Source organism: Acinetobacter sp. YH01011 (assembly GCF_013420785.1).
GTDB classification, from domain to species: Bacteria; Pseudomonadota; Gammaproteobacteria; order Pseudomonadales; family Moraxellaceae; genus Acinetobacter; species Acinetobacter towneri.
In genome coordinates this window covers 184357-197519 of sequence record NZ_VOYG01000003.1, presented here as the reverse complement: position 1 = coordinate 197519, position 13163 = coordinate 184357, and the positions used below count along the sequence as shown (strand labels likewise).

13 protein-coding genes and 1 tRNA gene are annotated in these 13163 nt (G+C 41.5%); 9 read left to right on the top strand and 5 right to left on the bottom strand.

The features are described 5' to 3' along the window. Positions 1-85 precede the first annotated feature (85 nt). Both FTT78_RS03575 and FTT78_RS03570 read left to right on the top strand, forming a co-directional pair. Positions 86-171, top strand: a tRNA-Leu gene (locus FTT78_RS03575). A gap of 119 nt (positions 172-290) precedes the next feature. Then, positions 291-716, top strand: a complete 426-nt coding sequence (locus FTT78_RS03570) for a hypothetical protein (protein WP_167845853.1) — start codon at positions 291-293, stop codon at positions 714-716. Between the two features lie 25 nt (positions 717-741). Here the strand turns inward: FTT78_RS03570 and FTT78_RS03565 are convergent, their stop codons facing one another. The 4 genes from FTT78_RS03565 to rlmE all read right to left on the bottom strand — a co-directional run bounded on the left by FTT78_RS03565 (position 742) and on the right by rlmE (position 4852). Then, positions 742-1056, bottom strand: coding sequence for a DUF5713 family protein (locus FTT78_RS03565; protein WP_131260668.1), 315 nt, complete (start codon positions 1054-1056; stop codon positions 742-744). 90 nt (positions 1057-1146) lie between these two features. Continuing rightward, positions 1147-2001: a dihydropteroate synthase gene (gene folP, locus FTT78_RS03560; RefSeq protein WP_218946016.1), complete on the bottom strand. Its 855-nt coding sequence runs from the start codon at positions 1999-2001 to the stop codon at positions 1147-1149. A gap of 174 nt (positions 2002-2175) precedes the next feature. Continuing rightward, positions 2176-4065 carry an ATP-dependent zinc metalloprotease FtsH gene (gene ftsH, locus FTT78_RS03555; RefSeq protein ID WP_004972155.1) on the bottom strand — a complete coding sequence of 630 codons (1890 nt, stop codon included), beginning with the start codon at positions 4063-4065 and terminating at the stop codon, positions 2176-2178. A 136-nt stretch (positions 4066-4201) separates the two neighbouring features. After that, positions 4202-4852, bottom strand: a complete 651-nt coding sequence (gene rlmE / locus FTT78_RS03550) for a 23S rRNA (uridine(2552)-2'-O)-methyltransferase RlmE (RefSeq protein ID WP_004972157.1) — start codon at positions 4850-4852, stop codon at positions 4202-4204. A gap of 297 nt (positions 4853-5149) precedes the next feature. Between rlmE and yhbY the strand changes: the two genes are divergently transcribed. Continuing rightward, positions 5150-5473, top strand: coding sequence for a ribosome assembly RNA-binding protein YhbY (gene yhbY, locus FTT78_RS03545; RefSeq protein WP_004972158.1), 324 nt, complete (start codon positions 5150-5152; stop codon positions 5471-5473). A 6-nt stretch (positions 5474-5479) separates the two neighbouring features. Further along, complete coding sequence (locus FTT78_RS03540; protein ID WP_154320967.1) at positions 5480-6019, top strand: DOMON-like domain-containing protein; 540 nt, start codon at positions 5480-5482, stop codon at positions 6017-6019. Positions 6020-6144: 125 nt separating this feature from the next. Here the strand turns inward: FTT78_RS03540 and FTT78_RS03535 are convergent, their stop codons facing one another. Then, the gene (locus tag FTT78_RS03535; RefSeq protein ID WP_004972162.1) at positions 6145-6627 is read right to left on the bottom strand and encodes a hypothetical protein; all 483 of its coding nucleotides are present in this window, start codon (positions 6625-6627) and stop codon (positions 6145-6147) included. A gap of 323 nt (positions 6628-6950) precedes the next feature. Between FTT78_RS03535 and carA the strand changes: the two genes are divergently transcribed. The 5 genes from carA (at position 6951) to FTT78_RS03510 (ending at position 12995) form a co-directional block, all read left to right on the top strand. Beyond that, a complete protein-coding gene (gene carA / locus FTT78_RS03530) occupies positions 6951-8090 on the top strand; it encodes a glutamine-hydrolyzing carbamoyl-phosphate synthase small subunit (protein ID WP_154320968.1) in 1140 nt (379 codons plus the stop codon). 15 nt (positions 8091-8105) lie between these two features. Further along, the gene (gene carB, locus FTT78_RS03525) at positions 8106-11336 is read left to right on the top strand and encodes a carbamoyl-phosphate synthase large subunit (protein WP_004972166.1); all 3231 of its coding nucleotides are present in this window, start codon (positions 8106-8108) and stop codon (positions 11334-11336) included. 82 nt (positions 11337-11418) lie between these two features. Then, complete coding sequence (gene greA, locus FTT78_RS03520) at positions 11419-11895, top strand: transcription elongation factor GreA (RefSeq protein WP_004972169.1); 477 nt, start codon at positions 11419-11421, stop codon at positions 11893-11895. 50 nt (positions 11896-11945) lie between these two features. Then, the gene (locus FTT78_RS03515; protein WP_225532530.1) at positions 11946-12221 is read left to right on the top strand and encodes a hypothetical protein; all 276 of its coding nucleotides are present in this window, start codon (positions 11946-11948) and stop codon (positions 12219-12221) included. 135 nt (positions 12222-12356) lie between these two features. Continuing rightward, positions 12357-12995 (top strand): CatB-related O-acetyltransferase, encoded by a 639-nt coding sequence (locus FTT78_RS03510; RefSeq protein WP_096901002.1) that lies wholly within the window; start codon positions 12357-12359, stop codon positions 12993-12995. Positions 12996-13163 lie beyond the last annotated feature (168 nt).

Sequence of the window (13163 nt, the reverse complement as noted above, 5' to 3'; positions counted from 1 at the left end):
TAATAAGTTGAATTGATTGAAAAGAAAGCAATTGTAAATAAATTTACTTGCCAAGTTTTATTTCGTCCTCTATTATTGCGCACATGCCCGAGTGGTGAAATCGGTAGACACAGGGGATTTAAAATCCCCCGCCCTCAAAGCGTGCCAGTTCGAGTCTGGCCTCGGGCACCATTCTAATGAATCAAATCATTCAAATGGTGCAAATAAAGAACTCCAGCATTAAGCTGGTTTTTTTATGCCTAAAAAATATAATATTGAAAACAATAACATTTATGTGCCGATGATTTGAAATGTCTCTACAACGCTTTATCTTCTCTTTCAAATGGGTGATCTGTTTATGCTGCTTGCTCAGTTTTGCAAGCCATGCACAAAATCCCAGCCTTGAGTCAGCAACCGAATCCGTAAACCCAATTGAAACTGATGCAGAATTTTATGATGTTTTTGCAGGAACATTGCAATATAAAAATCAAGAATTACAATTACGTCGTTGCAGCTTAGGCAACAATTTATATTTATTAAATTTCCAAAATCCTGAAGAAGAAAAGCAACTCAAAACTTTGCTGCAACAAAATACAAAGTTTTGGGTCAATTTAATTGCACAGCCGAATGAACATAATGGGCTATATACGTTGAATGTTCGGGAAATTGCAGAACTACATACACAGCAAAGTTGCCATTTGGATGATGTTTTAGATGATTTATTGAATCACCCATAAATTAAAGCTGAAAGAGAGTGACCTATCACCACTCTCTCGTTGCAATCAACTCTTCCATTTCAATCTCGAAATAGCCTTGATCTTGCAGCACCATCATCATCGCCTCAGCAATATAATCTGCTGCGGTATCGTCCAAATCTGAATCCAGATCTTCAAATTGTGGTTTCATTTTATTAATGGCTTGCACGGTCTGATCTGCAAAATGATAAATATCGGTTTCAGATAAATTGGATTTAGACACGTGTTTTGCAAACTGTTGAATCAGTTGTTTTAACTCAGCAACTAAAATATCAGGATAAAACTCATCATCAAACATCGGGAGAAGTAAATCTGCAAACATACAGGCACTCAAAAATACAGAGATTCAAGCGTGCCTATATAGCATAAGCAAGGCTTTAATTCTAGCTTCGCCCCAATTTGCATACTGCGATTAATTTGCCAACTGCATTGCTTGCCAGACTTTAATGGCGTCAGACATGGCTTTCACATCATGCGCACGCACCATACAAGCACCTTGCTGAATACTGAGTAAATGTGCCGCTACAGAACCAACTGCACGCTGTGTTGGCTCTGCCCCACCCAAAGCTTCACCAATAAAGCGTTTACGGGACAATGCCGATAAAATTGGATACCCCATACCATTAAGTTGATGCAACTCATTTAACAATTTCAGATTCTGTTGTGCATTTTTCGCAAAACCAAAACCTGGATCAATCATGATATTTTCAGGCTTGACCCCTACCGCCAAAGCATCAGCGACACGTTGCTGCAATTCTGCAATCACATCTGCAGTGACATCATCATATTGATCTAAATTGTTCATGGTGGTCGGTTCACCACGCATGTGCATAATAATCACGGGGATATTTAACTCAGCAGCTGTTTGCAACGCATTTGGACGGGTCAGCGCACGTACATCATTCCAGATATGCGCCCCCGCAGCTACGGCAGCACGAATCACTTCGGGCTGTGACGTATCAATCGAAAGTACCACATCATAAGCAGATAAGGCTTCCGCCACAGGAACCACACGACGAATTTCTTCTTCTACACTCACAGGACTTGCCCCCGGACGTGTAGACTCACCGCCAATATCAATCACGGTTGCACCTTCGGCTATCATTTCCAAAGCACGCGCCACAGCAGCATCTTTTTCATTATGTCGCCCACCATCACTAAACGAGTCTGGTGTCACATTTAGAATTCCCATCACATGCGGCTGAGATAAATCTAAACGCAAACGTCCACATTGCAATACACGTTTGGGTAATGGCATTAGCTGCATGCTGGTCTTCCTTTCAATTTGAAAAGCTTATTTTAACAAGGCTAATTTTAAAGATGTGGAATTCTTTTCAGTGCGCTTCAACATTACCAATATTCCTGTTGCAACGGCGCATAAACCACACGAATAAAAAAAGAGCCTTTATACAAAGACTCTTTTTAACATTATGTGAACTGATTAGCTCGCTGGTAATGGTGGCGGTGTGCTTGGACCATCGGTTGGTGTTACATCAATCACAGGATTGTCTGCAATATACACCTTCGGTGGCTGTGGCTCACGACCTTCCATAATGTCACGGATTTGGTCACGATCAATGGTTTCCCATTCCAACAATGCTTTTACCATTGCGTGGGCAATGTCTTGGTTATTTTCCAAAATATCGCGGGCAACTTTATATTGCTCATCAATAATACGACGAACTTCAGCATCCACTTGTTGCTGGGTGGCTTCAGAAATGGTACGGCTGCCTAAACTACCCATGAATGATTGTTGTGTATCATCTTCATAGACCATTACGCCTAACTTGTCAGACATACCGTATTTGGTCACCATCGCACGTGCTAATTTAGTCGCACGCTCAAAGTCATTCGATGCACCTGTCGACATTTGATTAATAAAGACTTCTTCTGCAATACGACCACCAAACAAGATAGACAAGTCGTTCAGCATTTTGTCTTTATAATGGCTAGTTTGGTCATGTTCAGGCAATTGCCATGTCACACCCAATGCCCAGCCACGCGGCATAATCGTTACTTTATGCACAGGGTCTGTACCCGGCAGCATTTCAGCAACAATCGCATGACCTGCTTCATGATAAGCCGTTGCACGACGTTCTTCTTCACGCAGCACCATCGACTTACGTTCAGGGCCCATATACAACTTATCTTTAGCATCTTCAAAGTCGTGCATATCCACCGTATTTTTATTACGACGGGCAGCAAACAATGCAGCTTCATTCACAAGGTTCGCCAATTGCGCACCAGAGAAGCCTGGTGTACCACGTGCCAAGACTTTGACATCTACACCTGTAACTGAAGGCAGTTTTTTCAAGTGAACATTCAGAATTTGCTCACGACCTTTAATGTCTGGCAAGCCAACCATTACTTGACGGTCAAAACGACCTGGACGCAATAAAGCTTTATCCAGTACATCGGCACGGTTTGTCGCAGCGATAACAATAATGCCTTCATTGCCTTCAAAACCATCCATTTCAACAAGCATTTGGTTAAGTGTTTGCTCACGTTCATCGTGACCACCACCTGTACCTGAACCACGGTGACGACCTACCGCATCAATCTCATCAATAAAGATGATACATGGTGCATGGCGTTTAGCTTGCTCAAACATATCACGAACACGAGAAGCACCTACACCCACGAACATTTCAACGAAGTCAGAACCAGAAATGCTGAAGAATGGAACTTTGGCTTCGCCTGCAATGGCTTTGGCCAATAAGGTTTTACCTGTACCCGGTGGACCTACCATCAACACACCTTTAGGAATAGTTGCACCTAAACGCTTGAATTTAGCAGGGTCTTTTAAGAAATCTACAATTTCAACCACTTCTTGTTTTGCTTCGTCACAACCTGCTACATCGGCAAATGTGACTTTAATTTGGTCTTCAGACAACATTTTGGCTTTAGATTTACCAAAGCTCATCGGGCCGTTTTTACCACCTGCACCGCCACCCATGTTGCGCATAAAGAACATGAATAACAAAATGATTAAAAGTACAGGGAAACTTGCGATCAATAGTTGCATTAACAAACCTTGACGTTGAGGTGCAGTACCTTCAACAACAACGTTGTTTTTAATCAGATTCGGCATCAGTTCAGGATCTTGAACTGCTGGACGAATGCTTTCAAAGGACGAGCCGTTGACTTTTTCGCCACTAATTCTTTCGCCATCAATTGTGACTTGCTTAATTTGACCAGCATTCACCGCTGTAACGAACTCTGAATAGTTCATTGCAGTTGGCTTTTCACTGTTATTGATGTTGCTGAAAATTAGAATCAGCACACCAAGTATAATCAGCCACAATACGGCATTCTTGAAGAGATCGCTCAAAGCTTTATTCCCATATCAATCTAATTTGATCATGCCCGTTACTGGGTGACCTTTCATTCAAAAAGCTGAAGATCAGCTAGACAATTCATTAAAAACGTACAAAATGCACAATTTTTAACGGCTTGGCAAGTAAACTTTATTTAGACGCTTTTTTACGTCCTTGTCCAATAAGGAATACTTCTTTGGAACGCGCCCGTGAAGCAGCGGGTTTTGCTGTCTTTAGAACATCAAAACTGTCCACGACCTGTTTACGAAATTCGTCAAACCCCGAACCTTGGAACACTTTGACCACAAACTGGCCATTGGGTCCCAATACACGGTTGGCAAAATCGAGCGCCAACTCGCATAAGTAAATTTGACGCGGTTGATCTACAGCTTTATTACCTGATGTATTGGGGGCCATATCGGAAATTACAACGTCTACCGTGCGTCCGTTTAAAATATTTAACAATTTTTCGAACACTTCTTCTTCGCGGAAGTCACCTTGTAAAAAGGTCACATCTGGTAATGCGTCCATTTCCAAAATATCGGAAGCGATCACCAAACCTTTGTCGCCGACAAGTTTCCCTGCGATTTGCGACCAACTGCCTGGTGCTGCTCCCAAGTCCACCACCGTCATGCCAGGTTTGATCAGTTTATATTTTTCTTGAATCTCAAGTAGTTTGTATGCAGCACGTGCACGATACCCTTCTTTTTGCGCTCTTTTCACAAAGGGATCATCTAGGTGCTCTCTCATCCACGCACGACTACTTTTGGATAACTTTTGGTTGGTAATGCGTGTTGCCATAACTCTCTTAGTAACGAATAGCCATCTAAATTGCGATTGTACGTGAAAATTAGCAAGCTTGCAGTAGACATCTGTATCTAAATGCCAATAACTGACAAGTTTTTTCTATTAAATCCATCGCTTATTTCTGTACTGTGGCATAAAAAACCACACTCATCACTAATGGATAAACCTAAGCAAATGTTCAATTTTGATATTTTTGTACTGCTGCAAGATCGCGGATTATTTGCATAGAATTTACAGCGTTTCAAATTGGCTTTTGTTATACTAAGCCGTTTTTAAAATTAGGTTATCTTTATGGCGGCTCTCTCTATTCAGGAACGCAAGCGTTTACGTCAAATTGGTCATGCACTTAACCCTGTAGTGATGGTTGGCGGTCAAGGTTTGACTGAAAATGTAATTGAAGAAACCAACCGTGCTTTAAACGATCACGAATTGATTAAAGTTAAAATTGGTGGTGAAGACCGTGAAGTACGTGCAGCTGTAATTACTGAAATTGCTGCAGCAACAGGTTCTGAAGTGGTACAAACAATTGGTAAAATTGCTTTACTTTATAAAAAAGCAGCAAAACAAAATGCCAAGTTGTCAAATTTAGTTCGTCACGCTCATTTGTCTAACTAAGCTTATATGGCAAGTTACGAACTCAGCGCCTTTGATCGTCAGTTTCAAGCGATTTCTTTGGTCGGTGCAATTGAACAACAAAGTCCGTTTAGCTTAAATGTAGGTTATTGGCTGCGTGATCCGAATCAATGGGTCGAATGGCCTGCATTGGTAGCTTCACATCCACGTCAGGACTTTTTGTGGAAACAGACCTGCTTTGAAATTTTCATTGGCGTTCAGGGCGAAGATTTTTATCGTGAAATCAATCTCTCCCCTTCTCAAGCTTGGCAAGCCTATGCCTTTGAAGAATATCGTTATCCTGAGCAAATGCCACCTGTGGCCGCTTATGATATTGAGTTGAATCAGCTAAAACGTACGCATTACGGTTTAAATGTCAGTTTGGATTTAACCGAATTTATACTGAAACATAAACTGAAATGGACAGATTTGTTTATTGGGCTCACAGCTGTATTAAAAACCAGTCAGGGCGAGCAGTTTTATGCCATGCAACACAGCAGCCCTGCCGCCGATTTTCACAATAAGCGCGATTGGCTACATCAGTTCTAACTGTGATTAATAGTAGTTTAGATTGAAACAACTAGTTTTTGGTTTGAGCAAGAAATTTAAATAAAAAAGTGAGGCGCATGACCTCACTTTTTTTTATGGCTGAATCAGCAACAGATTAAACTGGATTATGCTTGATCAGTTTCATCATTAGTTTCAGTTTTTGATGGATTTACTTTTTTCCACGCTTCTAGTGTGTGCTCTTTAGAACGCTTAAAAGTTTCAGCCAATTGATCTTTGTGTTTTACTGAAATGCTGCTGACATCTTCTTTCAACTCTTTACCAAGTTTAGAAAGATCTTCAATAATTGCGCTAAATTCAGTTTTTACAAAGTCTTTTAATTCGCCCAAATCTTTAGGTGAACTGCCAAATTGTGCTTTTAAAGCTTCAATTTTTTGCAACACATCTTGCTTTAACTGACCCAATTGCTCTTGCACGCTGGCATTGAGTTGTTTTGCTTCGGCTTGAAGTTTTTCTTGCGTTTCTGCAACCACATCAAGCACCTGCTCTTTGGCATCATGCGTTACTTTTTCAAGCTTTTCAGCGCCTTCACTTACTGCTTTGATTGCACTGTTTTGTGGTTCAGTGGCTGATTTATCTTGTTCAGTCATTCGCTTTTACCCAAGGTCGTTGTTGTTTATAAATTAAGCATAAGGCAATTTAGACTCAAATGGGTTTTGGATTGTCTAACAATCGTAGATTGCTTACATTTGGACTACACGCTAAAACATAAACCTAGCAAAAAAAGCAAGTCTTTTATCTTACATATTCGTTAGATTCACAATGGACTTTTGGCGAGCTCATGCGTATAATGCAATGTTAAGTTCAAGCGAGCAGACATAGGAGGGTAGGTTTAAATATTGACCTTCCTTTTTTTTCGTCTACTCGCTTTTTTACAGCCCTATTTTTGTGGTTTTAGTTCAGGAGCTTTGGTTTGAGCACCCCCGCCATTTTAGCCCTCGCCGACGGTACAATCTTTAAAGGTACGTCTATCGGTGCAACGGGAAGCACGACTGGTGAAGTCGTTTTTAACACTGCCATGACTGGCTATCAAGAAATTTTGACCGACCCGAGTTATGCACAACAACTTGTGACTTTAACTTACCCACATATTGGGAACACTGGTTGCAATGATGAAGATGTTGAGTCAGGTCGAATTCATAAAGTATGGGCAAACGGTTTAATTATCCGTGATTTGCCTTTATTACACAGTAACTTCCGTTCTACTCAATCTTTAGGCGAATACTTACAACAACACAATGTTGTTGCAATTGCCGATATTGATACCCGTAAATTGACCCGTATTTTACGTTCCAAAGGTGCGCAAAACGGTTGTATTCTTGCTGGTGAAAATATCACTGAAGAAGAAGCAATTGCAAAAGCACGTGCATTTGGCGGCTTAAACGGCTTAGATCTTGCAAAAGTATGCTGCGACCCTGAAGGTTTTGAATGGACTGAAGGTTCATGGGAACTTGGCAAAGGCTTTACTCAACCTGAACTTAAATATCATGTGGTTGCATACGATTACGGTGTCAAAACCAACATCCTGCGTATGCTCGCAGACCGCGGTTGCAAATTAACCGTTGTTCCTGCACAAACCCCTGCTGAAAAAGTCCTTGCGTTAAACCCAGATGGCATTTTCTTGTCAAATGGCCCTGGCGATCCTGCTGCATGTGACTACGCAATTGAAGCTGTAAAAACAATTGTAGAAACCACGAATACTCCTGTATTTGGTATCTGTTTAGGTCACCAAATTCTTGCACTTGCATCAGGTGCAAAAACAATGAAAATGCCACACGGTCACCACGGCGCAAACCATCCTGTACAGAACTTAGAAACTGGTACAGTGATGATTACTTCTCAGAACCACGGCTTCGCGGTAGATGAAAGCACCTTACCAAGCAATGTATGTTCAACGCATCGTTCATTGTTCGATGGCACAAACCAAGGTATTCATCGTACAGACAAGCCTGCATTTAGCTTCCAAGGTCACCCAGAAGCAAGTTCAGGTCCACATGACTGCGCACTCTTGTTCGATCATTTCATCGAACTTATTGAAGCCGCTAAGAAGTAATTAAGGAGCGAAATAATGCCTAAACGTACGGATATTAAAAGCATCTTAATTATTGGTGCTGGTCCTATTGTTATTGGTCAGGCTTGTGAGTTTGACTATTCTGGTGCTCAAGCATGTAAAGCGCTGCGTGAAGAAGGTTACCGCGTTATTTTGGTAAACTCGAACCCTGCGACCATCATGACTGACCCTGCAATGGCAGATGCAACTTATATCGAGCCAATCACTTGGCAGACTGTTGCAGCAATCATTGAAAAAGAACGTCCAGATGCAGTACTTCCGACCATGGGTGGTCAAACTGCATTGAACTGTGCGCTTGCATTAGATGCCAACGGTATTTTAGCCAAATACAATGTTGAATTAATTGGTGCAACCAAAGACGCGATTGAAAAAGCCGAAGACCGTAAATTGTTTGATGAAGCAATGCGCAAAATTGGTCTTGAGTGTCCAAAAGCAGCAATTGCTGAATCTATGGAAGAAGCACTTGAGATTCAATCTCGCTTTGGCTTCCCTGTGATTATTCGTCCATCATTCACCATGGGTGGTTCTGGTGGCGGTATCGCATATAACAAAGAAGAATTCCTTGAAATCTGTGAACGCGGTTTCGATCTTTCTCCAACCAAACAATTATTGATTGATGAATCACTTATTGGTTGGAAAGAATATGAGATGGAAGTTGTACGTGATAAAAACGACAACTGTATCATCGTATGTTCAATCGAAAACTTTGACCCAATGGGCGTGCACACTGGTGACTCAATCACCGTTGCTCCTGCGCAAACTTTGACGGACAAAGAATACCAATTGATGCGTAATGCATCTTTAGCGGTACTTCGTGAAATTGGTGTAGAAACAGGTGGTTCTAACGTTCAGTTCGGTATTTGCCCGAATACTGGTCGTATGGTTGTGATTGAGATGAATCCACGTGTATCTCGTTCATCTGCACTTGCATCTAAAGCCACTGGTTTCCCAATTGCAAAAGTTGCAGCGAAATTGGCTGTGGGTTATACCCTTGATGAACTGAAAAATGACATCACAGGCGGTACCACTCCTGCGGCATTTGAACCATCAATTGACTACGTTGTCACTAAAGTTCCACGTTTCAACTTTGAAAAGTTCCCGCAAGCAGACGCGACTTTAACCACACAGATGAAATCTGTAGGTGAAGTCATGGCAATTGGCCGTAATTTCCAAGAGTCTGTAAATAAAGCGCTTCGTGGTTTAGAAACTGGTGCGTGTGGTTTTGACGAACAAATTGAAGTGGGTGCTGAAGGCGCACGCGACAAAATTTTAGTTGAATTAAAAGTTCCAGGCCCTGAGCGTATTTGGTACGTGGCTGACGCATTCCGTCATGGCTTTAGCTTGGACGAAGTTTTTGAAGCGACCAAAATTGACCGTTGGTTCTTAATTCAAATTCAAGACATCGTGAACACTGAAAATGAAATCAAAACTTTAGGTTTTGGCGATCTAAACGCTGACAACATCCGTTCGTTCAAACGTAAAGGTTTATCTGACTTGCGTATTGCGAACTTGATGGGAATTTCACAAAAGCAATTCCGTAAACACCGTTGGAACTTGGGCGTAACCCCAGTTTACAAACGTGTGGATACCTGTGCTGCAGAGTTTGAATCTGACACAGCATATATGTATTCAACTTACGATGAAGAGTGTGAATCAAATCCTTCAGCGAAAGACAAGATCATGGTGATTGGCGGTGGTCCAAACCGTATTGGTCAAGGTATCGAATTCGATTACTGCTGTGTACACGCTGCGCTTGCAATGCGTGAAGATGGTTTTGAGACCATCATGGTGAACTGTAACCCTGAAACAGTATCTACCGATTACGACACTTCAGACCGTTTGTACTTTGAACCAATTACTTTGGAAGATGTACTTGAAATCGTACGTACTGAAAAGCCAAAAGGCATTATCGTACAGTACGGTGGTCAAACTCCATTGAAATTGGCACGCGCTTTAGAAGAGGCAGGTGCGCCAATTATTGGTACATCACCAGATGCAATTGACCGTGCAGAAGACCGTGAGCGTTTCCAGCAAATGATTCAACGTCTGCAATTGCGTCAGCCTAACAACAGCATTGTAAAATCTGCTGAAGAAGGTATCGCAGAAGCAGCGAAAGTGGGTTACCCGCTCGTTGTTCGTCCATCTTATGTATTGGGTGGTCGTGCAATGGAAATCGTGTATAACGAAGAAGAATTGAAACGCTACTTGCGTGATGCAGTTCAAGCATCTAACGATGCACCTGTACTGTTAGACCGTTTCTTGGATGATGCGATTGAAGTTGACGTAGACTGCGTATCTGACGGTAAAGATGTGGTGATTGGCGGTATTATGCAGCACATCGAACAAGCAGGTATTCACTCTGGCGACTCAGCATGTTCAATTCCACCTTATTCATTGTCAGATGAAGTACAGGACGAAATGCGTCGTCAAACTGTTGCAATGGCAAAAGAGTTGGGCGTTATTGGTCTAATGAACGTACAGTTTGCAGTGAAAGGCAATGACGTTTATATCTTGGAAGTGAACCCACGTGCATCACGTACTGTTCCGTTCGTTTCTAAGTGTATTGGCGAATCATTGGCTAAAGTTGCAGCACGTTGTATGGCAGGTCAATCTTTAGAAGCACAAGGCTTTACTAAAGAAATTATTCCGCAACACTTCTCTGTGAAAGAAGCTGTGTTCCCATTCAACAAGTTCCCTGGTGTAGACCCTGTGCTTGGGCCTGAGATGAAATCTACAGGTGAAGTGATGGGTGTGGGCAAAACTTTTGGTGAAGCATTCTATAAAGCTGTGTTAGGCTCGAATGATCGCTTACCAGGAATCCCAACTGAAGGCGAAGTAAAACATGCATTCTTATCTGTACGTGAGTCAGATAAACCGCATGTGGCGCGTATTGCAAAACAATTGGCTGATTTTGGCTTCAAACTTGTTGCAACGGGTGGTACGCATAAAGTCATCACCGATGCAGGTATTGAGTGTGAACGTGTGAATAAAGTGACTGAAGGTCGCCCACACATTGTAGACCGCTTGAAAAATGGTGAGATTCACCTCATCATCAATACTTCTGAAGGCAAACAAGCTCAGCAGGATTCATTCTCAATCCGTCGTTCTGCATTGCAAGGTAAAGTGTATTACACCACGACCTTGAATGGCGCAGATGCTGTATGCCAAGCCTTAGCGATTAAATTACCAATGGATGTATATCGCCTGCAAGATCTTACTGTAGGTTAATACATTTCAATAAAGTCCCGTCACCTTTCGGGTGGCGGGCTTTTTTCATTTATAGACTTCAATATTTTTAAAGAGGGACAACATGCAACGTTATCCTATGACGCCTGAAGGTAAACACGCTTTAGAGCAAGAATTACAACAACTTAAATCGGTTGAACGTCCACGTATTACTGCAGCGATTGCAGAAGCGCGTGAACATGGCGATTTAAAAGAAAATGCTGAATACCATGCCGCACGTGAACAGCAAGGTTTCTGCGAAGGTCGTATCCAAGACATCGAAGGTAAATTAGGCGCTTGCCAAGTAATTGATGTTAAAGAATTGGAACAAAACGGACGTGTGGTTTTTGGTGTGACTGTGACCATTGAAAACCTAGACACCGAAGAGCAAAAAACCTACAAAATTGTAGGTGATGATGAAGCTGATTTTAAAATCAATAAAATTTCAGTGAATTCGCCTATTGCACGCGGTTTGTTGGGCAAAAATGAAGGCGATGAAGCCAAAATTGTCACTCCGCAAGGCGAAGTGGAATATGAAATTGTGAATGTAGAATATCTTTAAGTTTTAATAAAGATGACTACACGCGATGCCCCTCTTTGAGGGGTTTTTTATTGCCTATAAATCATACAGCCGAGCTTATAGATTATACTGCGATAAAAATAGAGGAAAATAAGATGGAAAATCGCATCATTCATGCATTTGTTTATGCGCTTTCTGGGGCTGTGTTAGGACTGATTTTAATTCCAGTCTGGGGACTCTTTATCAATACACAAACCAGTCCTGTCAGTATCGTATTGGCATCATCACTCTTTTTTGCTATTTGGGGATTCTTATTTCCAAACAGTGTTAAAAATGTTTTTATGTATTTGTGGAATTTTTTAAGATAGATACTTTAAGCTTTCAAATCACTAAAGTGTAGTGGTCAACTAATATTTTGAACATTCCCTCTCCTTCTAGGAAAGGGCTAGGGAGAGGTTCAAAATTTCAGATATAATCCCATCATCTCTCCACACGAAAAAACGATGTCCGAAACGCTGATTAATTCCCCTGTTAAACACTGGTGCGAATTTGAGTTCATCTCCAAAACTGTGAAAAACCCCAACATCCACATCAAAGGCAATTACTCTTATTATTCAGCCTATTGGGATCAGGGTTTTGAACGTTGTGTGGTGCGTTATTTACATGACAAACCTGCAACAGCAGACAAGCCAATTGATCAATTACATATTGGCAATTTTGTCTGTTTTGGTGCGGAATGCGTGATTATGATGGGTGGCAATCAATTGCATCGCAGTGACTGGGTTTCGGCTTTTCCGTTTGATACTCGCAGTTTTGTTGCGGCAGGTGATACCACAATTGGCGATGGCTGCTGGATTGGCAGTCGCGCCATGATTATGCAAGGTGTTGAACTAGGCGAAGGTGCAATTGTGGCGACAGGTGCAGTGGTTACGCAAGATGTACCGCCTTACGCTATTGTGGCAGGTGTGCCTGCCAAAGTAATTAAATACCGCTTTAGTGAAACAGAGATTGCTCAACTTTTGGCGCTAAAACTGTATGATTTTGATGAAAAATATTTACTGAAAATCCGCGAACAATTGCAGAGTAATGATGTCAATCAACTGATCGATTTTTTGACAAACACGCAAACAAAAAATGACTAAAACTTTAGTTGAATTGAAAGCACAGCTTCATAATTTCATGCTAAATTAAGGTGAAATAAGGACTTACAGCACTCAATTATCTTTATGAAATTACTGGGTTTTATTCTATATGAATTCAGCGTAAGATAAGACAGGACTCAGAGCGAATATTTTATTAAAGTATTGAAA